Annotated in this window: 32 protein-coding genes and 1 other RNA gene; 3 read left to right on the forward strand and 30 right to left on the reverse strand. The window is 41.2% G+C overall.

What is annotated here, in order from left to right; genetic code table 11:
• Positions 1-32: 32 nt before the first annotated feature.
• The 28 genes from H7F26_RS02505 to H7F26_RS02625 form a co-directional block, all read right to left on the reverse strand.
• Positions 33-662: an HK97 family phage prohead protease gene (locus H7F26_RS02505; RefSeq protein ID WP_025807960.1), complete on the reverse strand. Its 630-nt coding sequence runs from the start codon at positions 660-662 to the stop codon at positions 33-35.
• On the reverse strand, positions 652-1,896 hold the full coding sequence (locus tag H7F26_RS02510) for a phage portal protein (protein WP_009330392.1): 1,245 nt from the start codon (positions 1,894-1,896) through the stop codon (positions 652-654). Before H7F26_RS02510 ends, H7F26_RS02505 begins: the two co-directional genes overlap by 11 nt.
• 5 nt (positions 1,897-1,901) lie before the next feature.
• The gene (locus H7F26_RS02515; RefSeq protein WP_009330391.1) at positions 1,902-2,072 is read right to left on the reverse strand and encodes a hypothetical protein; all 171 of its coding nucleotides are present in this window, start codon (positions 2,070-2,072) and stop codon (positions 1,902-1,904) included.
• Between the two features lie 11 nt (positions 2,073-2,083).
• Positions 2,084-3,793, reverse strand: coding sequence for a terminase large subunit (locus H7F26_RS02520; RefSeq protein WP_009330378.1), 1,710 nt, complete (start codon positions 3,791-3,793; stop codon positions 2,084-2,086).
• Positions 3,793-4,326: a phage terminase small subunit P27 family gene (locus tag H7F26_RS02525; RefSeq protein ID WP_009330377.1), complete on the reverse strand. Its 534-nt coding sequence runs from the start codon at positions 4,324-4,326 to the stop codon at positions 3,793-3,795. The genes H7F26_RS02520 and H7F26_RS02525 overlap by 1 nt, the downstream gene beginning before the upstream one ends.
• 381 nt (positions 4,327-4,707) lie before the next feature.
• Positions 4,708-5,082, reverse strand: coding sequence for an HNH endonuclease signature motif containing protein (locus tag H7F26_RS02530; protein WP_185855217.1), 375 nt, complete (start codon positions 5,080-5,082; stop codon positions 4,708-4,710).
• A 352-nt stretch (positions 5,083-5,434) separates the two neighbouring features.
• Positions 5,435-6,013 carry an Ntn hydrolase family protein gene (locus H7F26_RS02535; RefSeq protein WP_185855218.1) on the reverse strand — a complete coding sequence of 193 codons (579 nt, stop codon included), beginning with the start codon at positions 6,011-6,013 and terminating at the stop codon, positions 5,435-5,437.
• 146 nt (positions 6,014-6,159) lie between these two features.
• Positions 6,160-7,365, reverse strand: coding sequence for a DUF3800 domain-containing protein (locus H7F26_RS02540; RefSeq protein ID WP_185855219.1), 1,206 nt, complete (start codon positions 7,363-7,365; stop codon positions 6,160-6,162).
• Between the two features lie 234 nt (positions 7,366-7,599).
• Positions 7,600-8,142, reverse strand: a complete 543-nt coding sequence (locus H7F26_RS02545) for a site-specific integrase (RefSeq protein WP_185855220.1) — start codon at positions 8,140-8,142, stop codon at positions 7,600-7,602.
• On the reverse strand, positions 8,142-8,582 hold the full coding sequence (locus H7F26_RS02550; protein ID WP_185855221.1) for an ArpU family phage packaging/lysis transcriptional regulator: 441 nt from the start codon (positions 8,580-8,582) through the stop codon (positions 8,142-8,144). The genes H7F26_RS02545 and H7F26_RS02550 overlap by 1 nt, the downstream gene beginning before the upstream one ends.
• A 17-nt stretch (positions 8,583-8,599) precedes the next feature.
• The gene (locus tag H7F26_RS21840) at positions 8,600-8,728 is read right to left on the reverse strand and encodes a hypothetical protein (RefSeq protein ID WP_260627244.1); all 129 of its coding nucleotides are present in this window, start codon (positions 8,726-8,728) and stop codon (positions 8,600-8,602) included.
• Between the two features lie 141 nt (positions 8,729-8,869).
• A complete protein-coding gene (locus H7F26_RS02555; RefSeq protein WP_075753501.1) occupies positions 8,870-9,139 on the reverse strand; it encodes a hypothetical protein in 270 nt (89 codons plus the stop codon).
• Between the two features lie 17 nt (positions 9,140-9,156).
• Entirely contained in the window at positions 9,157-9,291 is a 135-nt protein-coding gene (locus H7F26_RS21845) for a hypothetical protein (protein WP_256700694.1), read from the reverse strand.
• A 29-nt stretch (positions 9,292-9,320) separates the two neighbouring features.
• The gene (locus H7F26_RS02560) at positions 9,321-9,596 is read right to left on the reverse strand and encodes a hypothetical protein (protein ID WP_065643955.1); all 276 of its coding nucleotides are present in this window, start codon (positions 9,594-9,596) and stop codon (positions 9,321-9,323) included.
• A gap of 23 nt (positions 9,597-9,619) precedes the next feature.
• Positions 9,620-10,429, reverse strand: a complete 810-nt coding sequence (locus H7F26_RS02565) for a DNA adenine methylase (protein WP_185855222.1) — start codon at positions 10,427-10,429, stop codon at positions 9,620-9,622.
• The gene (locus H7F26_RS02570; RefSeq protein WP_185855223.1) at positions 10,411-11,424 is read right to left on the reverse strand and encodes a DNA cytosine methyltransferase; all 1,014 of its coding nucleotides are present in this window, start codon (positions 11,422-11,424) and stop codon (positions 10,411-10,413) included. Before H7F26_RS02570 ends, H7F26_RS02565 begins: the two co-directional genes overlap by 19 nt.
• Before the next feature lie 4 nt (positions 11,425-11,428).
• A complete protein-coding gene (locus H7F26_RS02575) occupies positions 11,429-11,680 on the reverse strand; it encodes a hypothetical protein (protein WP_065643952.1) in 252 nt (83 codons plus the stop codon).
• Positions 11,677-12,219, reverse strand: coding sequence for a hypothetical protein (locus H7F26_RS02580; RefSeq protein ID WP_185855224.1), 543 nt, complete (start codon positions 12,217-12,219; stop codon positions 11,677-11,679). Before H7F26_RS02580 ends, H7F26_RS02575 begins: the two co-directional genes overlap by 4 nt.
• Positions 12,220-12,254: 35 nt before the next feature.
• A complete protein-coding gene (locus H7F26_RS02585) occupies positions 12,255-12,455 on the reverse strand; it encodes an XtrA/YqaO family protein (protein ID WP_065643950.1) in 201 nt (66 codons plus the stop codon).
• Positions 12,456-12,527: 72 nt separating this feature from the next.
• Complete coding sequence (locus H7F26_RS02590) at positions 12,528-12,677, reverse strand: BH0509 family protein (RefSeq protein ID WP_142237344.1); 150 nt, start codon at positions 12,675-12,677, stop codon at positions 12,528-12,530.
• 104 nt (positions 12,678-12,781) lie between these two features.
• Positions 12,782-13,330, reverse strand: coding sequence for a hypothetical protein (locus H7F26_RS02595; RefSeq protein ID WP_185855225.1), 549 nt, complete (start codon positions 13,328-13,330; stop codon positions 12,782-12,784).
• Positions 13,327-13,485, reverse strand: a complete 159-nt coding sequence (locus tag H7F26_RS22175; RefSeq protein ID WP_395958521.1) for a DUF6906 family protein — start codon at positions 13,483-13,485, stop codon at positions 13,327-13,329. Before H7F26_RS22175 ends, H7F26_RS02595 begins: the two co-directional genes overlap by 4 nt.
• Positions 13,482-13,640, reverse strand: a complete 159-nt coding sequence (locus H7F26_RS02600) for a hypothetical protein (protein ID WP_155266209.1) — start codon at positions 13,638-13,640, stop codon at positions 13,482-13,484. Before H7F26_RS02600 ends, H7F26_RS22175 begins: the two co-directional genes overlap by 4 nt.
• Positions 13,630-14,478 (reverse strand): ATP-binding protein, encoded by an 849-nt coding sequence (locus H7F26_RS02605; protein WP_185855226.1) that lies wholly within the window; start codon positions 14,476-14,478, stop codon positions 13,630-13,632. The genes H7F26_RS02600 and H7F26_RS02605 overlap by 11 nt, the downstream gene beginning before the upstream one ends.
• On the reverse strand, positions 14,438-15,271 hold the full coding sequence (locus H7F26_RS02610; protein ID WP_185855227.1) for a phage replisome organizer N-terminal domain-containing protein: 834 nt from the start codon (positions 15,269-15,271) through the stop codon (positions 14,438-14,440). The genes H7F26_RS02605 and H7F26_RS02610 overlap by 41 nt, the downstream gene beginning before the upstream one ends.
• Entirely contained in the window at positions 15,264-15,482 is a 219-nt protein-coding gene (locus tag H7F26_RS02615; RefSeq protein WP_185855228.1) for a hypothetical protein, read from the reverse strand. The genes H7F26_RS02610 and H7F26_RS02615 overlap by 8 nt, the downstream gene beginning before the upstream one ends.
• A gap of 34 nt (positions 15,483-15,516) precedes the next feature.
• Positions 15,517-15,717: a helix-turn-helix transcriptional regulator gene (locus H7F26_RS02620; protein ID WP_185855229.1), complete on the reverse strand. Its 201-nt coding sequence runs from the start codon at positions 15,715-15,717 to the stop codon at positions 15,517-15,519.
• 40 nt (positions 15,718-15,757) lie between these two features.
• A complete protein-coding gene (locus tag H7F26_RS02625) occupies positions 15,758-15,949 on the reverse strand; it encodes a helix-turn-helix domain-containing protein (RefSeq protein ID WP_185855230.1) in 192 nt (63 codons plus the stop codon).
• Positions 15,950-16,111: 162 nt separating this feature from the next.
• On the opposite strand from H7F26_RS02625, the gene H7F26_RS02630 reads away from it, so the two are divergent.
• The 3 genes from H7F26_RS02630 to H7F26_RS02640 are packed head-to-tail and all read left to right on the forward strand — an operon-like array spanning position 16,112 to position 18,109.
• Complete coding sequence (locus H7F26_RS02630; RefSeq protein ID WP_221899250.1) at positions 16,112-16,528, forward strand: helix-turn-helix domain-containing protein; 417 nt, start codon at positions 16,112-16,114, stop codon at positions 16,526-16,528.
• Between the two features lie 21 nt (positions 16,529-16,549).
• A complete protein-coding gene (locus H7F26_RS02635; protein ID WP_185855232.1) occupies positions 16,550-16,993 on the forward strand; it encodes an ImmA/IrrE family metallo-endopeptidase in 444 nt (147 codons plus the stop codon).
• A 51-nt stretch (positions 16,994-17,044) separates the two neighbouring features.
• On the forward strand, positions 17,045-18,109 hold the full coding sequence (locus H7F26_RS02640; RefSeq protein ID WP_185855233.1) for a tyrosine-type recombinase/integrase: 1,065 nt from the start codon (positions 17,045-17,047) through the stop codon (positions 18,107-18,109).
• Between the two features lie 73 nt (positions 18,110-18,182).
• On the opposite strand, the gene ssrA is transcribed toward H7F26_RS02640, so the two are convergent.
• Positions 18,183-18,538: a transfer-messenger RNA gene (gene ssrA / locus H7F26_RS02645) on the reverse strand.
• A 116-nt stretch (positions 18,539-18,654) separates the two neighbouring features.
• Positions 18,655-19,128: an SsrA-binding protein SmpB gene (smpB, locus tag H7F26_RS02650; RefSeq protein WP_009329604.1), complete on the reverse strand. Its 474-nt coding sequence runs from the start codon at positions 19,126-19,128 to the stop codon at positions 18,655-18,657.
• Between the last annotated feature and the right edge of the window lie 101 nt (positions 19,129-19,229).

Consider the following 19,229-nt stretch of genomic DNA (forward strand, 5'->3'; position numbering starts at 1 on the left):
TCCTCCTTGTTTTTAGACACAAAAAAAGACCTCTATTCCGGGAGAATAAGGTCTAAAAGTTCTAATTCCATTTTTAAATTGTCATCCGGCAGTTTCCGGGACTCTTTCAACTGCTCTACCTTCTCCAAACTCCGCGAACCAACGACTGCCTCCGTGTCGTTATATGCCGGGGTGGTGACAAGCGAAATATCATATATACGATGGATTTTATTAATCCGCCTTTCATAAATATCTTCCTCATCATTAAACCGCCATTCATCAGCATCCGTCTCATTGTGATTTAAGGAAAAGGCAAAAGAACACTGATTTATGACGCCGCTTCTTATATTCGCCATCAAATCACGCGCGTATGACGTTTCTGACGGCTTAAAACGGAATTTGAGACCTATGTTGTCCGCTTCTAATTCGAGCCGCCCTACGTCCCCTGAGACGGTATTTCGGGCCAATGGGTAATCTTGCCGATGATTAAATAATGCAATAACATTTGAAAGATCAGCCGAATCCAAAGCGTTCCGGCTAATAATTTCCTTAAACCATCCCCCAAGCCGTTCAGACCACTTTTCAAATTTCAGTGCATATCCTTCCACAAATTCGCTTTCGCCTTCACCCTCTGAACGAACTTCAATAGGTGTGGTTAACTGCCGAATCTCTTTATCCTTCATCCTTTTTGTCACCTCCCTTCAGGGCGCCGCCGGCTTTAAGGCGCTGATATTCTTCCATAAAGTCCAGGAAAACATAGTTTAAGCTGGACATGAACTTGTCCCCGTATTCAATCGGGTTGCGTTCTATTAATGACCTAATCTCATTTCTATTTAAGGCCCCAATTTCTTGAAGTATTTTCAGGTATTCTGCCTGGGTCTTGCTGTCTCCACGTAGCTCACTATCAATATTAAATTTCACATAGTGGCCTTCGGCTGTTTCATGATCTGTGAAGAGCTTAACATTTAGTTCTTGCTCAAAATTAACAATCCACGGCTGAAGAGTGTTTCTCACATATTCAATGGATTGGTGTTCAATATTCGAGAATGTGGCCTTGTCCAGCTCATTCAGTTTGTGCAAAGGCACCTTGTAGATCATCGCTATTTGCGCCTTATTGAATTTCATTGATTCAACGAATTGGGCCTCTTGTAACGGCATTGAGATGGATTGATATTCAAGCCCGTTGTCTATGATCGCAATGTTTTCACCTTGGTTTACACGTTTCCATTCTTTACGAACATTTTCTTTCGGCTTCTCATCTAAAAAAGCAGGAACCTTTAAAATCCCCCGAGGTGTTGCATCATTTTTATACAGCTTCGCATTATATTTTGTTGCGGCTGCCTGGGCTCCAATGTGTTCGCGGACAACGCCGACAGGTGACTTACCCTGTATGCCGTCAGTAGAAAGCCCTTTGAAATGTAGCACCTGGTGATCATATAACTCGACCGCTTTGTCATTGAGAACTGTTTGATACCAAAGCATTCCCGTTTTCGGATTGATATAAGCATTCGTAGCGTCTGGCCGCAATGGATATAATCCTTTTGGAAACCCACTGGAATCAAATTCAATGTATGAGTAGCCATTCCCCCAAGTCAAAACGTGAGTCATCATGAGTTTTTTCCAGGTAAACGCGGTCATATAGGGATTAGGGCGAGCATAGATCATATACGCCACAGGATGCTTGGGCCTACGTTCAATCCCGTTGTCTAACTTTTGATAGGTATGAACAGGCAGCTTTGCGATGTCATCAGATAATACATTCACACAGGCAAAAACATCCGGCTGCACAAGCGAATTTCTTTCATTCACTTTCTCGCCGCTTGCGGTCTGTCTGCCGCCGAACAAATTTATCAATTCATTGAAGCCACTGGCCTCAGAGGAATCTGATCGTTTTTCAAACACCCGATCAATTAGCAATTATTTCACCTCCCTTTCTTGGTCAGGAGATAGGCATAAAACATAAAAAATACACCCGTCAGAATCAGACCGATGTTCGTATTGAATCTATATGCAGCTGCAAGGATGAAGGCGGCCCCCACCACAAACAGCAGATCATTTAAAATTAAAAGCAGAAAGGCCAGGAATTTTTTCATTCTCTCACATCCTAAAAGCTGAAATTATCAGACATGAAATGTGCATTCAGGTCTACTTTTTGGTTTGTTTCGTGATACATCGCCCTGGCGTATGCATTAATGACAGCTGCAGCCGGGTCGATTCTTTGCGGAGATTTTGCTTTATCCAGCATGATATTCTCCTGAGGATCAATTTTCATGATCGCGTTATTGATTGCCCAATTTAAAACCGGGTCATCCCCGTGAACAACTTTGCCGTCATATACTTTTTGACGAAAGTCTTTTGTCGGCAAAGATAGATGATTGATTCTTTGCGGAATCTCCACCATGGTATGGCCTTTAGATTCAAGCCGTTGAGCCAAATGCAAGGCATTCCATTTGTCATATGCGGTTTCCTGTGGCCGGAACCGATGCTTGTAAATAAACTCAATGATCCATTTTTCAACTATTTGATAATCAACAGCGTCGCCAGGCGTATACGTAATGTAGCCCATCTCTTTCCACAGGTCATAAGGCACTTTATCCGTCGCCATTTTTTCTTTTGCGCGCCCTTCAGGCATGAAGGAATGTTGTCCGACATAATAGATTCCATCAAAAACACCAACCCAGCCGACTGATGTTAAGTCGGTAGTCATGGACAAATCCAGCCCAAGATATACGGCCATGTTTTCCAGATCAGGAATTTCACCGCTGCACACGCGCCATTTTGACATTTTCATATAGCCGTTATCCTTTTGATCAACCCATCGGTTCATATTCTTGGTAAGGAAGCTTCGCATTTTTTCTGGAACTTCGAGTGCAACCTTTAAGGCAGAGCGTAGTGACTCCATACCTTCTGGATACGTTGCAACAATAGGGTTGGCTTTGATCCAATTTGATTCGTCTTTTATGTCGTCATCTGGATCAAGTTCGCAGATCATAACAAAATAGTCATCGTTTTCTGTGTCGGCATCAGGATCGAGAATCTTGCTTGTATATTGGTATTCCTTAAAACATGGCCGCTCCATGTTAAACCCGGCTGTCGTGATGATTGCCATTAACGGGCTGCGCCGGGCCACCATACCACTGTCAAGCACATCATAAATCTCGCTGGTTTCATGTGCATGGTATTCATCCACAATTCCCAATGACGGGTTTTTACCGTCACCGAGCTTCCGCGCCTCCCGGGAAAGAGGCTGAATTATTGAGTTCGTTTTATACTTTTTTACCCGGCCGTTTGCGGAGGAATATTTTCCTTCGAGGATCGGAGCATGCTGCAGCTGTTCAAGAATCGCCTGGTACACTTCGTCTGACTGCTCCCGGGACCATCCAGCAATAAACACCCGATGTTTTTCGGTTGTCGGGAACACTTCATAAGAAGCCATGAGGGCGAGAAATTGCGATTTCGCATTCTTACGAGCCAACTGGATATAAACTTTTCGAAACCGGCGGGCACCGTTTTCCTTTTTAAAAAAGCCGTATACATTGGCCGCAATAAAAAGCTGAAAGTCCGTCAGCTCAATCGGCTCCCCCGCAAGTATCCCCTCAACATGTCTGAACTGCCGCGCCCATTCGTAAAAATCTAACACTGCTTCAGCGTCATAGTAAAAGGGGCAATTCGGGTCCGCTAACGCATCAACATCTTTAAAAAATCGCTGCACAGCCCATTTATGCTTTTGACAAGCCTTTATCTCACCGGAAAGTATTTTCTCGCAATAGGCCCATACACGCTCTATCAGAATTTCAGCGGTGACCTCTTGCATTACATCCGGCCCCCGAACCGCTCTTCCTCTTTTGATTTCGGCTTATCGTCATCCTTTTTAGGAATAACGAGCTTGCAGCGCGAGGAAATGGTTAAGCCCAAATCACTGGAAGCCTGCCGGCATTGTTTGAATAGTTTATCTTGATTGATAAGCAAGTCCGAATACGCTTCATTGACTACCGTTTTTTCTTTTTCCCCCACGATATTTCCCTGTTCGTCCACATCTCTGACGACTATTGTTTTCATTGGCCCCTGCTCAAGCAGCTGGTCCGTTACCTGAAGGTAAAGCTTTCGCGAATATAAAAAACGGGCGAGCGCATCAACATCTAAATTCGTCATAATTCCGATGTTTTTCAGCTCGTCCGCTATTTTTTTGAACTCCCTTTTTAAGTCTTTCGGTAAATAAGAAGGCGCCTTTACTTTGTCGCTTGGCGCCTTGATCTCCTGCTTTCTTCGTTCCTCAATCTCCTGTTTTGTCAGGTTTTTCTTACCTTTCACAAGCAATAAGTCAACCGGTTGCCTTGGTCTTGCCATTCCCTCACCTCCTTCCGAAATTTCATTTAGGGAATTTTTCAAAATGTGGAGGGGAGCGCGGTCTCCGGCGAATTCTTTCCAGAGATTTAAGGGCGGGGGGTCTCCATTTCCTCCCGCAGCTGCAGCATGGCCGTTTCTAATTCCTCTCGAGCTTGCGTGTATTTCTGCTTGTATACATCAATTCCCTTTTGAGCTTGTGCTTTAAGACGTAGTACAGTCAGCTTCTTTACCTTCTGTTGCATGCGCCTGATCGTCTCGTTTGTATAGTAGGACGTGTATTCAGTCTGACACCGCGGACACTTGATGTAATGCTGCCGCACCTCGTTGTCATGCTTCCTAACCTTTAAACATCCTTTGATATGAAACTTGGTTCCACAGTGATCACATACGCAGGTTTGATGTTCTGTTGCCAAAGCCTCCATCCTCCTTTGCGGTCTTCCTGCTGTGGCAGGGCGCACACAGCGGCTGCCAGTTGGAAGAGTCCCAAAATAGTTTTTTATCTCCTTTATGCGGTGTGATATGGTCAACGACTGTCGCGGGAACCCGCCTGCCTTCCTTCATGCAGGAAACACAGAAAGGATGCTTGGACAGATAACCCTGTCTTGCCTTCCGCCATTTGCTGTCATACCCCCGGCGGGCGGCTGACTCACGGTATTGATCATAAACTGGCTTGTCCCTCTTGTGCTGTTTGCAGTAACCTTCCCGGGTAAGAGTCGGGCAGCCTGGTTCATTGCAGGGCTTTAAAGGTTTATTCATCGTTTCGCACCAGCCATGAATCGCGTTAAGGTTAACGCTGGACCCAGGCGTATTAACCTAGGCTTACAGAACGGACGATTGGCAAGTTGTACTAAGCCGAGCTCATAATCACGTTCTTTGCGTTGCTCTCGTAGGAATCTATAGCGCTGCTTACGTTCCCTATTCATACGCCTTCTCACCTTTGTAGGAACCACTCGGTATCGAATCAATGCCCTCAAGTTCGATCCGCAATAATGGCGGTTTTTCTTTAAATAACTTTACGTCTTTCGAAAGTCTTGGTTTTTCAATACACAAATTGTTTCCCTCCTTAAACAAAAAAACCTTTCATATAGAAAGGTTTATATAGAAAGGCCTATTTTTTTATAGTTAAGTCAAATGTAACTTTATTCACTCCAAATGATTTTGAAGCTACAATATCATTTAAATCTTTCTGCGCTTTCAAACATTTATTAGGAGTATTGAAACCGTATTTATTTAGATTATGTCCTAAAATTTCTTTAAGCTTGAAATCATTATCTTCAGCACTTGAATTATACAAAAAAGCGTAAAGAGTGTTTTCTAATTTGTCCCCCTCTGGAATATATTGTTCAGTTGTTTTTTCAATAGTGCAGTAAGTATAAAGCTTGATTCTATTTGAATCAACTCCTCCAAAGCTAGTTAATACTTTGAATCTATCTAACTTGTTATTTAAAACAAAATCGTTAATCGATAAAGCCATTTTTTCTAAACCGTAATTCTTACAATATTCTTTAGCCCATTGCGCTATAAATTCACAAGGTTCTTTTTCTCCTGCAAAAGCAAAAAACATGTCTTTATTTAAATGAATAAATTTCTTGTAATCTTCTTGAACTATTTTCCCATCACTAGTAACCCTACCATCTGTCATCACTGTGATAAAGTTTTCCCTTGCTACTATTGAAACCAGACTCATATTTTAATCCCCTTTCTTGACGAAAACAGAAAGCAATGTTCATAACTTTTTATCCAATTATTCACTAATATCATATTACCTCATGAAATCTAAAATAGTGTGCCAACGTTGTGCCAGAATTGTGCCAAACCATTTAGTTCATACTTTTAATCAAACAAATAAAATACTGACATATCATTATTTTCTTTCTCTTCGAAAAGCTCTTTATACTGATCTACACTGTATTTCTGTACATGGGTTTGTAAAACCTTCATAACATACTCTGCTAGTTTATCTTTGGCATTTCTATCTTTCTTTTTAGGTTGATAATTGTATATCCTATTTAAGCTTCCAGAAAAAATATCTGCAACTTGTACGAATCGCTCCATCTTAGAATCTATTGGTACGTAAGAATTAAGTTTCAAATTATCTCCATATACACTTTTAAGACGATCACGGATTTGTTGAGTAGTCTCTTCTATTAACAGTCTATTTTCGTCTCCATCCTTATCTTTTATGTAGTTGATTTGTTTAGGTAACTCTATCCTTCCCCTCTTGATTTCATGTTGGCTGCCTAATCTTAAAAGCTGGTAATAAAGAGTATTTATTATATCTTGTTTGGATACACCTTTTAATTTCTTTTGGTTAACTCCGATGGCTTTAAAACTAATGAAATCCCCCATACCTACTACTTTTTCAAAAAATCCTTTATATGCCTCCATTTCATTTCCATTTGAAGGGAATTTTTTGAAATGAAACTCTTTAGGTATTGGAAAATTACCTTCGTTCTCACTGACCCATTGCACCAATTTATTCTTAATTTCGCCGTTCCTTTTATCATCCAATATCCATAAGCTACCGACAATTAAATAATCATCAGTTTTGCCAGTTTCATCAGCATAAATATGCATTAAAGGAAGCTGAGGCTTATTTAATAACTCAAACTCTTTATGTTGCTCTTCTAATTTCCTTCTGTACTGTCGTACTTTCTCATTGGGCAAAAACAATTTATACTCATTTTGAATTTTTGCCCGAGCCCTTGCAATAGAAGTTAGTCTTTCATACTCGTATAAATTTTCTATACTTAATGTATCTCCTGTAAAGTTATGATAGGTTCTCCAATAACGAATAAGTAAAGTTATATCTGAACTCCTTGTTTCTTCGTACCTATTCAATATTGTTCCTACTTTTTGTGGGAGTGTTTTAATTTCGCCTGCTTGGATTGAGGCCCATAATGCATCTGCCTTCTCTCTTATTTCTTTTTCCTTTTCTTCATCAATCTCAGGCCCTTCAGATTCAGATATTTCCTCGGCCTCAAGTTCTTCAGATATTTCGTCGTTCAGATCTGAAATACGTTTATTCTCTTCCTTCACAGTCATCACCCTTTTTAAGTAAATAGTACCACAATTAGAACTATACGCCTACATTTATCCACATTATCCACGAATTAGCCATATCTTATATTGTGTCCAATTCACATAACCGCTGAACCCTTTGCCCTGCATAGTTTCAAGAGATTTTGTCAAAATGAGTTGGACACTTTCTCATTATGGTTAGTTCGTTAAAATAGGCAGAAAAAAACTCATCCGTTTTGAAGACAGATGAGCTTACAAGCTGAATGAGTCCATTGTTTGGTCCATTGTGTCTTGAGTAATCCCGATATATCGAAGCGTGACGTCCGGGCTGGAATGGTTGAATATCTCCTGCAGCAGGGCAACGTCTTTGAATTTTTTATAGTGCCAGTAACCAAACGTTTTCCTCATGGTGTGGGTGCCGATGCCATCAAGCCCGACGTATTCCGCCGCCTCTTTCAATATGTTGTATGCCGTGCTTCTGCTGATTGGTTTGTTAAGCCCTTCACGGCTCTTAAACAAAAATTCCTGATCATCCTTGTCTTTAATGTAATCGACCAAGGCCTTTTTTAGTGCCTTATTTATTTTGATCCGTTTCTGCTTGCCGGTTTTCTTCTCGCGTAAATCGATGTACATTCGTTTGGCGTCGCGGACTCTTAAACGAAGTAAATCGGAAATACGCAAGCCTGAGTTTATGCCGGTGACGAATAGCAGATAGTTTCTTTCACTCCGTTCTCTCAGGAATTTCTTTATATAATAAATCTGGTCCATATCCCGGATAGGCTGCACAAAATTCATTATGAAGCACTTCCCTTCACGTACACTTCCTCTTTCAATGCAAAAGCCAGGTTGTAAAAAGCGCGTGATTTTATCCGGAAGTATGTGCGCGAACTTAATCCGATTTCGTTGTATACCTCATAATCAAAACGGTGATCTTGGGACATATATCGCATGATGATGATTTGCCGTTCATTGGCCGGCAAGCGATTTACGGCCTTTTGTACTTTTGCGAGAAAGGCATTTCGTTTCTCTTCCATTTCGGTCCTTTTAATGGCGGTATCTTCGGTAGATGAATGAAACGCGTTTGTATTTGACGGCGGGACGAGGTTAAATCCTGCCGTGACCTTTGGCAGCAGATCATCCGGGACTTGCAGAAGAACCACCCTGTAATTATCAAGTAAGGCTTCAACCTTCTTTTTGGTTGCTTCTCTATCGATTTCGGGTAATTGAAATAACATTGATTAATTCCTCCCTTTTATTTACGCTTATAAGCGCCGCCTTTGCCTCTTTTAAGAATTTGCTTGTTTTGCCCCATGATCTCTCGCCAAAAGCGCTCAGAGCGCCCCTGCGCTTTTTCACGGTGTTTTCTTTTAGTGGGTTTCATGTCTATTTCTCCTTTCGCTAGACTACAGCCGGGATAAATAAAAAACGGACACCAAACAAACAGCGTAAAAGCTGTAAGTTCAGTGTCCGCAGGCATTCCATCTAGGACATATTCAGTTATTTTCCTTACCGACTGCTATGATCATGCCAAGCATCCATCAATCAATAAGCAATCATTTTTTCTTTCCTCAAATTCTTTTTTTATTTCCGATGCGCGATATCCAGGAAGAGTTTGACGAATAGAATTTCCATAACGTCCAAGGGCATAATTTCGGCCGACCTCTTTTGTGTTGTCCTTCAATGTCCCTTCGTCACCATAAGCAACATTATTTTCGTAAATTTCAATAGCAGCCTCTTCATCCTCCGCCGCAATCAACGCGTAATAAGGTTCATCGATTTCAAAGTATTTCATGGTTTATTCCCCTTTCTTTATTTCCGTCCGCCGACGGTTTTCATCAAATTGTCTTGCAGCAAGAACATGAGGTATAATCTGCCGTTCTCCCCATACTTTCGGTCAAAAATATCGATGGCTTGCTGCAAAACGGCCTTGTAATCCTGTTTCATAGCGTTTCCCCCTTACCGGCTCCTGCCGCTCACACTTTTCCTTCAAGCAATTTCAAAATGTCGTCTATGTCCTTTTCATCCATATAGTAACGCTTTGCCCTTTGGCATATGAATTTGATTTCCTGCATGACTTTCACGCATTCAAAGAAAAGGCGGTCATCGCGGGAGCTCTTCTCTCGCTCCGTCAGTCCTTTTTCAGCCTGTTTGATAAGCCAATCAACATGTTCTCTATCAAGGCAAACCGTACCATTCATGCTATAAACCTGATCTGAAAATATTTTCTTAATATCATTTAACTGGCTCATTTCCTCACCTTCCGACTCCCCTTTTAATCAAAAAGGCTGAGCTGTGTTATTTTATAATTAAACAGCAGCATTTCTTCGGCCCAATTCCCTTTCCCGGATCCACCGACAACCTGCTTGTATGCTGAAAATATTTCTCTCTCCCAATTCGGATAGAGTTCGAGTATCAAAGGATCATCATAATAGGAGAGAACCACTTTTCCTTTCGCCTGAATCAGCAACCGAGCCAGATCCCGGTGATCCTGCTCCGTAAATCCGCCGGCATAAAACTTTTCTCGGCCAACATACGGAGGATCAACGTAAAAGAGAGTTTCCGAGCTATCGTATTTTTCAATAATCTTGCGGAAATCCTGACATTCAATCATGACACCCTTCATACGATTGGCAAATGATTGGAATGCTGTACAGGCACTTATGTAGCCGCCCGCCGGATTCTGCCCGCTTTTTGTACTGTGTCGCCATCCAGTTTGCGGCACGTTATCCGCGTTTCCCTTACTGATCCCAGAGCGATTCATATAGAACCACCGGACAGCCCGGTCAAAATCGTCTATTGGATAATTCTCAGATTTCCACTTTTCATAGAGCGCTCTGCTGTACGGGATGGACTCGCAAGCCTTCTGCATCTTCTTCGGATCCTTTCTGACTTGCATTAGGAAATTGACCACATTTCCGTCAATATCGTTGTACACTTCATGCGAAATTTTCGGCTTGTTTGCTATAACATGAGCCGTGCCGCCAAAAGGCTCAACATAAACCTTATGGGCGGGCATTTTGTTTATGATGTGTTCGGCATATTTGGCCTTGCCGCCGAACCAGATTAAAGGTGATCTTGGCATCTTGCCGCCTCCTGTTCCATAATCGCTTTAAAGATCGGGAAAATCTGCTGAGGCACCACAGCGTTTCCTAAACCTTTAATTCTGTCCACCCGATTGGGAATCCCATGAGCCACTCGACCCACGTCGGGTTCAGCTGGCCACCGTTGCCCGCCGTCATCTGTTTCCGTTCCTCTTCGGTGATAACTCCTTGTTCCTGAAGATCGATCATTGTCTGAAATGACCCAGTACCGCCGCACATCCCCTTGGTTCTCGGTGTAGGCCATAGAACGGCATCCGGCAAGGTTTGATGATTCCAATTCGGACCGGTTCTCCCCTTCCAATCCCGTGCTGTCGGGGTCGGAAAAAGTTGTACAGCTGCAGGAAGTCCATTTCTCTTGTCGTGTGGATTTATGTTCCCCCTCTTCTCCGCATCGTTTGCTCTCGGAGTCGGCCAGAGTTTCGTTACAGCTGTGTGAAGGTTCTGACACGATGGATTCACAGCTTTCTTTTCGTTGTAACTCTTGCTGTTTGGATTGTTGAATCTTTTCCGGATGTTTGGCATCGACGGCACAAGCCGGTATAATAAACGATTGGACTTTGTAGCCTGCACTTTCCAAGTCAAATAACGTGCGGTCGAGTTCCATATTGGCGAAGTTAGCAACGTTTTCACCAACGATCCAAGTGGGTCTAAGTTCCTTGATGATCCTAAACATTTCCGGCCAGAGGTCGCGGTCATCTTCCTTGCCTTTTCGCTTCCCGGCAATACTGTAAGGCTGGCAAGGGAATCCTCCGGAAATAATGTCAACTGTTCCACCAGGTTCGATCACTCCTTTTTCCTCTAAAAGCTGTCTATTTAAGGTGCACACATCATCAAAGATAGGGACACCGGGGAAATTCTTTTGTAATACCTTCTGACAGAATGCCTCTCGCTCGCAAAACGCCACTGTTTCTATACCAGCCCATTCAGCAGCCAGAGCAATCCCTCCTATACCAGCGAATAATTCAATACTTTTCATTTTGTCATCCTCCAATAAGTTGCGGCAGAATAACAATTGCAAAGAACAACCAGGCAACCCCCAGCATTGGCAACAAATAAGATTGTTTTGGAACATAGGCGACGTTACCCTTAATCGCCAGCCCGTCCGTACGTTCAATAATCGATTTCACGTAATCCGGATGAAGTTCGTACTTCTCTGCCAGCTCTTCAATGGTCATCATGTTGTCCGGCTCCGCCTTAATCGTATGCAGTAAAGAAGATTGTAAAAGTGTCATTTTACGGCACCTTCTTTCTCAATAAAATCCCAATCAAACGTCTCAAGAATTGTTAGCAGCCGTTGAACTTGTGGTGCTCTCCAAGCTGTCATTGCGTATGTGTGTACCTTTTTGGTGTAATGGTAATAATTTTGTTTGATATGCTCCTTTGCTTCTTTTTTTGTCAGAAACATAGTATTAGGCACAATGAATGGTTCTTCTATTTCAAATATTGGGTAAGTGTCGTCATTAACATTTTCATTTATCCATTCCAACATTTCGCTTTCATCGTCCAATTCATAGATTTCTCTAAGCTCTTCCAACATTTCTTCTGTGTATATGTTGTATTCATCTTCCAGAATGTTTTCAACATATTCATTTAACTCATAACATTCAGCAGCATCAGAAGAATAAATGCTTACCCTTTCATGTTCTCCCTCTGTGGTTTCTCTCCATCTGTAATCCATCAAAGCCCAAAAACGTGGTGCAGCCTGGCAGTCTGTATCTTGTGTTTTTAACTCTTCCTGCAGCTCTTTTAAAAATTGAATATCCTTGTTCATTATGTTCCTCCCCCGCAGGGGAAAGCCCCTGCAAATTAATTGAATTTGTGTGATGATTCAAGATTAATCCGGGAAAAGTCACCTTTAAATGTTTCGATGATCGTTCTGCCGTGTTCCGGTGCCTGTGCTTCATAAGCCTTTCCGTTCAAGCCATCTAAAACAATGACAGTGACCTTCCCGTCTTGAATTTTGCTTGATAAATCTTGATTGACGTTGATCTCTTTAGGACTGTTCACCAGCCGCACCCCCGTGTTAAAATAAAAGTGTCGAGTTTTTATTTTCCGGGGCTTTTAATAGCTCTGGTTTTTTTATGCAAAGATTTCATCCGTCTGCCTGAGCATAGCCAGGTTATAAAGCTTTTCAATTTCCTCATCGCTTTTCTGTTTAAGCGATTCCTTTCCGTACCTTTCGATCAAATTGATCCATTCGATTTTTTCCATACGCTCCTGTTCTGTCATAAAGACTTCACCTCTTTAAAAGATTTTTCAAAGCGGCATTTTTGTAACGCTTTGGACAATGTTCAAACCTGATGATCACTAAAAGTTGCTGTAAGGATGCTTTTTCAAACGATAATCTTGAACCGCCTTTTTTCTTGTTCAGATGCTTCCTCACCTAAAAGCCCCCCATTTCGCGGCTGAATCATTCCCTTGTTCCCCTGATCAATGACGAGGAACAATAATTCTTCTATTTCTCTTTTGAAGGATTTTGCTATTTTGATAATGGACTGACCACGATTCCACAAATCTCTAAACCTATAAAGCTCTTGGTCATACCAGATAAAATTATTTTCAAGGAACGGAATATAAACAGGGTTTTCACAGAATAGCTGCCTTACTCCGTTCTTTTTAGTAATCATCCTTTGTGGACTGATCCATATTCTCGGATTCGCGGCTATACCGTAAGGCCTGTGAGGCAGAATCCTTCTTTTCGCAAAATCCACAATTAGAATCAGCACTTCATCAGGGCTTCTTTTCAGAAGTTCAGCAGTGTCATAAAGTGATTTACCATCATACCAGTAATCTATCAATTTACACAGTTGAACAAATGACCATTCATAATTCAAGCTATCTAGGGCAATTTCTAAACGATCAGCGCGGACAGTCTTTTTCATGCCCAACACTCCGGCACGGTCCCGGTATGACGATGAACAACTACTAATCTTTGTTCATGCTGTAGATTCTTTGATATAAGCCAGTTCTCAGGGTTTAAACCGTTCTTTTTGATGATTTTCTTTTGCGAGCGTGTTGGCCGCTTTCCGTGTTTCATGCGTTATCCCTCCGTACATTTGACCAATAGGCCAGCAAGTTTTCGAGCTTTGTTTCAAGCTCCTTCAATCCTTGTTTGAGTTCCTCGGGTGTTTTATTGGTTTCAAGATGCCCCCACACACCCGGCATGATCGGTTTTAATTCCTTACCATCCACTTGTCGCCACCTCCAAACGATTATCTGATCCTTGAATTTTAATGACTTTGGCGCCGGTTAAAGAGCGTGATACAATTCGCCCGCCGTGCTGCCCGTACTTATTTTTTAAATCCTGGCTGTTGTAGTTGGTTGTGATGATCGTCGGCGCGTGTTCCCGTGATTCCACAATGGACAGCATCAGATCAGCACCCCAGGATTCCTCACCGCCTTTGTCCTTTTTGACATACTCAGCACCCAAATCATCAATGACGAGAAAATCCGATTTTTCAATGTTTTGCAAAATGCCTTCCTCTGTTTCTTTTGATCGTTCGCCGTAAGCGTTTCTTATCCGGCGCAGCAGCATTTTTGTATTGATGAATGCCACCTTCTTACCGAGAGATTTTATATACATAGCCGCACTGTGGGCTAAATGGCTTTTGCCGACTCCGTAAGCTCCTTGAAGCATGAGAGAATCAAAGCCCTCCCATTGTCCAAAATTCTCCGCGTACCATTTGATTTTTGAAAAAGCATCAGTTTGTGATTCCGTGGCAGTTTTCAAAGGGTAATTTTCGAATGTTTTATCTCTTGTGTCCGGCGGTATAAGGCTGTTGTTCCAGAAGAAAGCTTCTGCCTCGGATTGCCGTTTGAATTCATTCATTTCTTTTTCCAGCCCTTTGTTATCACAGGTCAAACAATGGCTGATTTCTTTTTCCCCCTTGCGGTAAATAGGAACTTCGGTCCCGCAATTAGGGCATATGCGCGTGCCGATCTTCTCGGGAATTAAATGAGCCAGGCTCTTAAACTTAGGGCTGATCGTTTTAAAAGAGGCCCGCGTATTGGTCGTCTGTTGCTGGATCACTACGTTTTCCCCCTTTTGGTTTTTGATTACGATAGTTCTCAAACTTAGTACCGAACAGCGTTTCAGGTCTTAAATACTTGTCCATATCAGAGCCGCGCCATTCTTCCCATTTGACTAAAATGACATGCTTAAAGTCATCAAAGCGATTGCCTTCATTCCAGCGTGCCTTAATTAAAGACCTGGTTTTTGCTGTAGTATGACGATACTTTGTTCCAGCGACTTTGTTTAAGAGGTCAATGATCAGTTTGTAAGGAATTTCACCTTTTTCAGAAGACTCATCGTCAGGCTTTCCCGACAATATATTATTTTCTTTTTCTATTTCTTCTTCTTTTTCTTCTTCTATCTCGTTACCATCCGTTACTGTATCGTTACCTGTAACGTTACTAGGGGCAGACAGTTTCAAAGCCTTCTGCTTTGCGCGATATTTAGCAACTCTTTTTCGTGTATCCTCACGGATTTTATCCATAGCATCAATGTTTTGGTGCTTTTCCCAATTTGTGATTGAAATAAATCTATTTCCATCAATCTCCACCATGCCGAAGCGTTGAAAAGTCTGTAATGCCATTCTTACGATCGGTAAAGGCCGATTGAAAACAGTCGCCAGCATTTCGTCTGTATACGGGATATTTTTACTTAGGTAGATGTAACCTGACGCATTTGTTTTACCGGCCTGGGCCAGCAGCTTGACCCATATAATTAAAATCGTGTCGGCCTCCGGCATCTGCTCGATCAGTTTGATTTTCTCGTCTTCAAACATTTGCGTACTTAGCTTAATCCACTTGACCTCAGACATTTGCTTTCAGTCCTTCCGATTTGGTCAGAGGCCAAACAGATTTTTTTCCGTTCACGATCACAGAGCCTAGAACATTACTTTTGCATTCATCTTCAATGATCGCGCCGCCCTGTTGCATCAGCTTTTCCAATACATGATTGTGTGTTTGGGTTGATTCGCTGATTACGACATGAATTTGGTTATGTAGCCATACATAGCTGACTAAAAACATTATCGCTCCTCCTTTTTTGTGAGGGTTTCCACTTTTATTGGACTCCCCTTTTCCCAAAAAGATTATCAAGTGAGGTATTAAAATATTGAGCAAGCTTAATGGCTTCGGACACTGTAAACTCTCTCTTTCCTGACTCTTTTAAGTGATAGCTTTGAGCATGAATATTGAGCACCTTTGCAATATCTCTTTGAGATTTCCTTTTTTCTTTTCGAGCAATAAATAAAGTTGAATACATATTCACACCCTCCTTATTTTTTAAGCGTAACGCTTAATTTTTATTTAAAAAAATCTTTTGGAGCTACTCCAAGTATTTCTGCCATTTTTTCAAGATCATCTGCTTTAAGCTGCCTCTTTCCCTTTGATATTGCAGAATACCATGCAGGAGTTTTATTAAATGATCTGGAGATATGAATTTTAGTAATTCCTTTATCTTTTCGAATTTTTTCTATTTCTTGATATAAAGACACCTGCATCATCCCTTTCAATAAGCGTTACGCTTAACTGAAACCTATTATAAATTAAGCGAAACGCTCAAGTCAATATTTTTGTGTATTTTTTTGCGCTTTTCGCATAAAATATTTAACGTAACGCTTAAAAATGTTAAATTATTTATGCGAGGTGCGAAAAATATGAAAAAATTAGGTATTAAATTAAGAGAAGCAAGAAAGAAAAAAGGTCTAAAACAGATTGAAGCTGCTCAAAAACTAGGGATTTCTAACGGAACCCTATCTGGTTATGAGAGGGATTATCGAGATCCTGACACAGAAATATTAAAAAAAATGGCTGAACTGTATGATGTTAGTGTCGATGAATTACTTGGAAACCAAGTAAAAAGTGAGCTGTCTGAAAAAGATGAAAAAGACATTGCCAAGCGAATGGAGCAAATAAGAAATGATTTGACAAACACTGACGGTTTAAGCTTTTCTGGAGAACCAATGAGCCCGGAAGCTATTGAATCCTTACTTGAAGCTATGGAGTATATAGAAAGACAAACAAAAATAATAAATAAAAAATTCACTCCTAAAAAATATAGAGAGAAAGATTAAAGGCTTTAGGGGGGCAATTCAATGATTAAGAAACATGTGGAATCTGTCATCAAAAAATATAAAACAAACAATCCGTTTGAATTAGCTTCAAAACTAAATGTTAACGTGCTGTTTTGGAATTTACATAAAGAAGTAAAAGGCTTCTACAAATATTCAAGAAAAAATAAATTCATAGTTATCAATTCAAATTTAGCAAAACCTGAGCAAATTTTTACTTGTGCACACGAACTGGGACACTCGCAGGAACATCCAAGAGCAAACACCCCATTCATGCGTGAAAAAACCCTTTATTCTGTTGATAAGTTAGAAGTTGAGGCTAACACTTATGCAGTGGAATTATTGCTGCCAGACGAAAAATTAAAAGAATATAAAAACTCCGATATCACATTGCATGATGCAGCAAAAATGAATAACGTTCCTATAGAAGTATGCCATTTAAAGGATTTGTCATCTTTCATCTCATAAATTTTTTTACCTTCAATACGAACATATATTCCATAGGGGGGGTAACAAACAATGCCGGTATACAAAGATGAACAAAGAAAAACTTATTTTTTTGTAGTCAGAGTAAAGCAAAATGATGGTAGTACAAAACAGATTAAAAGACGCGGATTTAAAACCAAAAAAGAGGCAAAAGAAGCTGAAGCAAAGGCGCTTATCAACACGGAAACAAGCTCTAATATAACATTTAAACAAGCAGCTGACAGCTATTTTGAGTGGTACAAAGCAAGAAGAAAAAAGTCATCAATACAAGTGATTAAAAACATTCTATATAACCATCTAATCCCTGAATTTGGAATAACGAAAATGAATTTGATAACTCCAAAAAACATAATGGAATATCAAAACAAAATTATAAACAAATACTCTCCGGATTTCTTAATGAAGATTCACACAACATTATCGGCCGTTTTTAACTTTTCAATCAAGTTTTACGGAATAAAAAATAATCCTGCAAGAATAGCTGGCAATTTTGAGGTAGAAGCTAATAAACGCCTTAATTATTGGGACTTTAAAGAATTCAAACAGTTTATATCTGTTGTAGATGACGAAATGTATAAAGCTTTTTTTACAACTCTGTATTTCTCGGGTGCAAGAAAAGGGGAGCTCCTTGCACTTCAATGGAGTGATGTTAACTTTGAGAAGAATTCTATTCACATTACAAAAACAGAATATAACCGAGAAGTCACCAAGCCTAAATCCAAGTCATCTATTCGGTATATTCTGATGCCCGGTCATGTAATGGAACTATTAAAACAACTCAAAAATGACGCTGAAAAGAAAGCGCCATTAAAACCAGATTATAGGGTTTTCGGTTCGTTTTATAGCAGTTTGTCAACAAGCACTATAGACAGAAGATACGAAAAATACATTAAAGCATCGGGGGTAAAAAGAATCGTTCTTCACGAGTTCCGCCATTCGCATGCTTCATACCTTATAAACAAAAATTGCAACCCATTGATAATATCTCAAAGGTTGGGACATAAGGATGTTGCTGAAACATTAAACACATACAGCCATCTTTATCCGTCCCAACAGAGTGAAATTGTAGCAATCATGGATAATGACAAATTTGATTAAAATGTTACCATAGTGTTACCAATAACAAAAATAAAACCTCCAATGCCTTGATAACACTGAGGTTTTTTAATATGTATGGAGACGGTGGGAGTCGAACCCACGTCCAGAAACGTCGATTGCTTCAGCGTCTACGAGCGTAGCCCTGCATATTTAGTTTCGCTCATCTTCGTGCCTGCGGGCGGGCCCTCGGAGAGCTAGTCTGATGAGTCTCTTCCTGCGCCCTCAGACGGGGGCGCAAGCGTAGCCTACTTCGTTATGGGCTCTTAACCGGCACATAGGCGATGCGGGCAAGAGCTCGCTGCGCTAATTAGGCAGCTAGTGCTAAGTTCTGGTTAGATTTGCCAGTTATATTTAGGTGCGTTTTTACGAGATCGCCTCTCGGCTCGCAGCTCAAGCTCGATCCGTCCCTGTCGAATCCGTAACGTCCCCTTGGATGAAAAGGAAGCCGGATAACTGGCTGCATCACTATTATAACAAGATCACGCGTCAATTCCAAATGGTAATGTCTGTGATCACGTTCATATAAGATAACATGAGTTCTGGCTTTAGATCAAGCCTTTTTGCCTGTCGCGGAACGCTCTTTCGATTTCGCGTTTGGCGTCTTTGCGCTTCAAGTCTTCGCGTTTGTCGAACTTCTTCTTCCCTTTTCCGAGACCGAGCAGCACTTTTGCGAAGCCGTTCTTCAAATAAATCTTGAGCGGTACGAGCGAATATCCCTGCTCTTTCGTCAAACCGATCAATTTGTTGATCTGCTTGCGGTGCATCAAAAGCTTTCTCGTTCGCAACGGATCATGGTTGTAGCGGTTCCCCTGCTCATACGGGCTGATGTGCATATTGTGGAGGAACACTTCTCCGCGTTCAATTTTGGCAAACGCGTCCTTTAAATTCACCCGACCGGCGCGAATGGACTTGATTTCCGTTCCTTGAAGCACGATGCCTGTTTCGTATGTTTCTTCTATGAAATAATCGTGATTTGCTTTTTTATTTTGGGAAACAACCTTCCCTTCTCCCTTTGGCATACGGCAACCTCCTCCCGCCTTCAATCTCACTAAAGGGCGGCCAATACGTATTATTCTATCAAATGAACGTTCGTGTTACAATTTCGCCGCCCTTTTTTTGA

The organism is Bacillus sp. PAMC28748 (assembly GCF_014250415.1).
GTDB lineage: Bacteria > Bacillota > Bacilli > Bacillales > Bacillaceae > Bacillus > Bacillus licheniformis.

What these genes read in the sequence shown, in the direction of transcription:
- H7F26_RS02505 (WP_025807960.1), bottom strand. Translation starts at nt 662, where the DNA reads ATGAAGGATAAAGAGATTCGGCAGTTAACCACACCTATTGAAGTTCGT.
- H7F26_RS02515 (WP_009330391.1), bottom strand. Translation starts at nt 2,072, where the DNA reads ATGAAAAAATTCCTGGCCTTTCTGCTTTTAATTTTAAATGATCTGCTG.
- H7F26_RS02520 (WP_009330378.1), bottom strand. Translation starts at nt 3,793, where the DNA reads ATGCAAGAGGTCACCGCTGAAATTCTGATAGAGCGTGTATGGGCCTAT.
- H7F26_RS02525 (WP_009330377.1), bottom strand. Translation starts at nt 4,326, where the DNA reads ATGGCAAGACCAAGGCAACCGGTTGACTTATTGCTTGTGAAAGGTAAG.
- H7F26_RS02530 (WP_185855217.1), bottom strand. Translation starts at nt 5,082, where the DNA reads ATGAATAAACCTTTAAAGCCCTGCAATGAACCAGGCTGCCCGACTCTT.
- H7F26_RS02535 (WP_185855218.1), bottom strand. Translation starts at nt 6,013, where the DNA reads ATGAGTCTGGTTTCAATAGTAGCAAGGGAAAACTTTATCACAGTGATG.
- H7F26_RS02545 (WP_185855220.1), bottom strand. Translation starts at nt 8,142, where the DNA reads ATGAATTTTGTGCAGCCTATCCGGGATATGGACCAGATTTATTATATA.
- H7F26_RS02550 (WP_185855221.1), bottom strand. Translation starts at nt 8,582, where the DNA reads ATGTTATTTCAATTACCCGAAATCGATAGAGAAGCAACCAAAAAGAAG.
- H7F26_RS21840 (WP_260627244.1), bottom strand. Translation starts at nt 8,728, where the DNA reads ATGAAACCCACTAAAAGAAAACACCGTGAAAAAGCGCAGGGGCGCTCT.
- H7F26_RS02555 (WP_075753501.1), bottom strand. Translation starts at nt 9,139, where the DNA reads ATGAAATACTTTGAAATCGATGAACCTTATTACGCGTTGATTGCGGCG.
- H7F26_RS21845 (WP_256700694.1), bottom strand. Translation starts at nt 9,291, where the DNA reads ATGAAACAGGATTACAAGGCCGTTTTGCAGCAAGCCATCGATATTTTT.
- H7F26_RS02560 (WP_065643955.1), bottom strand. Translation starts at nt 9,596, where the DNA reads ATGAGCCAGTTAAATGATATTAAGAAAATATTTTCAGATCAGGTTTAT.
- H7F26_RS02565 (WP_185855222.1), bottom strand. Translation starts at nt 10,429, where the DNA reads ATGCCAAGATCACCTTTAATCTGGTTCGGCGGCAAGGCCAAATATGCC.
- H7F26_RS02570 (WP_185855223.1), bottom strand. Translation starts at nt 11,424, where the DNA reads ATGAAAAGTATTGAATTATTCGCTGGTATAGGAGGGATTGCTCTGGCT.
- H7F26_RS02575 (WP_065643952.1), bottom strand. Translation starts at nt 11,680, where the DNA reads ATGACACTTTTACAATCTTCTTTACTGCATACGATTAAGGCGGAGCCG.
- H7F26_RS02580 (WP_185855224.1), bottom strand. Translation starts at nt 12,219, where the DNA reads ATGAACAAGGATATTCAATTTTTAAAAGAGCTGCAGGAAGAGTTAAAA.
- H7F26_RS02590 (WP_142237344.1), bottom strand. Translation starts at nt 12,677, where the DNA reads ATGACAGAACAGGAGCGTATGGAAAAAATCGAATGGATCAATTTGATC.
- H7F26_RS02595 (WP_185855225.1), bottom strand. Translation starts at nt 13,330, where the DNA reads ATGAAAAAGACTGTCCGCGCTGATCGTTTAGAAATTGCCCTAGATAGC.
- H7F26_RS22175 (WP_395958521.1), bottom strand. Translation starts at nt 13,485, where the DNA reads ATGAAACACGGAAAGCGGCCAACACGCTCGCAAAAGAAAATCATCAAA.
- H7F26_RS02610 (WP_185855227.1), bottom strand. Translation starts at nt 15,271, where the DNA reads ATGTCTGAGGTCAAGTGGATTAAGCTAAGTACGCAAATGTTTGAAGAC.
- H7F26_RS02615 (WP_185855228.1), bottom strand. Translation starts at nt 15,482, where the DNA reads ATGTTTTTAGTCAGCTATGTATGGCTACATAACCAAATTCATGTCGTA.
- H7F26_RS02620 (WP_185855229.1), bottom strand. Translation starts at nt 15,717, where the DNA reads ATGTATTCAACTTTATTTATTGCTCGAAAAGAAAAAAGGAAATCTCAA.
- H7F26_RS02630 (WP_221899250.1), top strand. Translation starts at nt 16,112, where the DNA reads ATGAAAAAATTAGGTATTAAATTAAGAGAAGCAAGAAAGAAAAAAGGT.
- H7F26_RS02635 (WP_185855232.1), top strand. Translation starts at nt 16,550, where the DNA reads ATGATTAAGAAACATGTGGAATCTGTCATCAAAAAATATAAAACAAAC.
- H7F26_RS02640 (WP_185855233.1), top strand. Translation starts at nt 17,045, where the DNA reads ATGCCGGTATACAAAGATGAACAAAGAAAAACTTATTTTTTTGTAGTC.
- smpB (WP_009329604.1), bottom strand. Translation starts at nt 19,128, where the DNA reads ATGCCAAAGGGAGAAGGGAAGGTTGTTTCCCAAAATAAAAAAGCAAAT.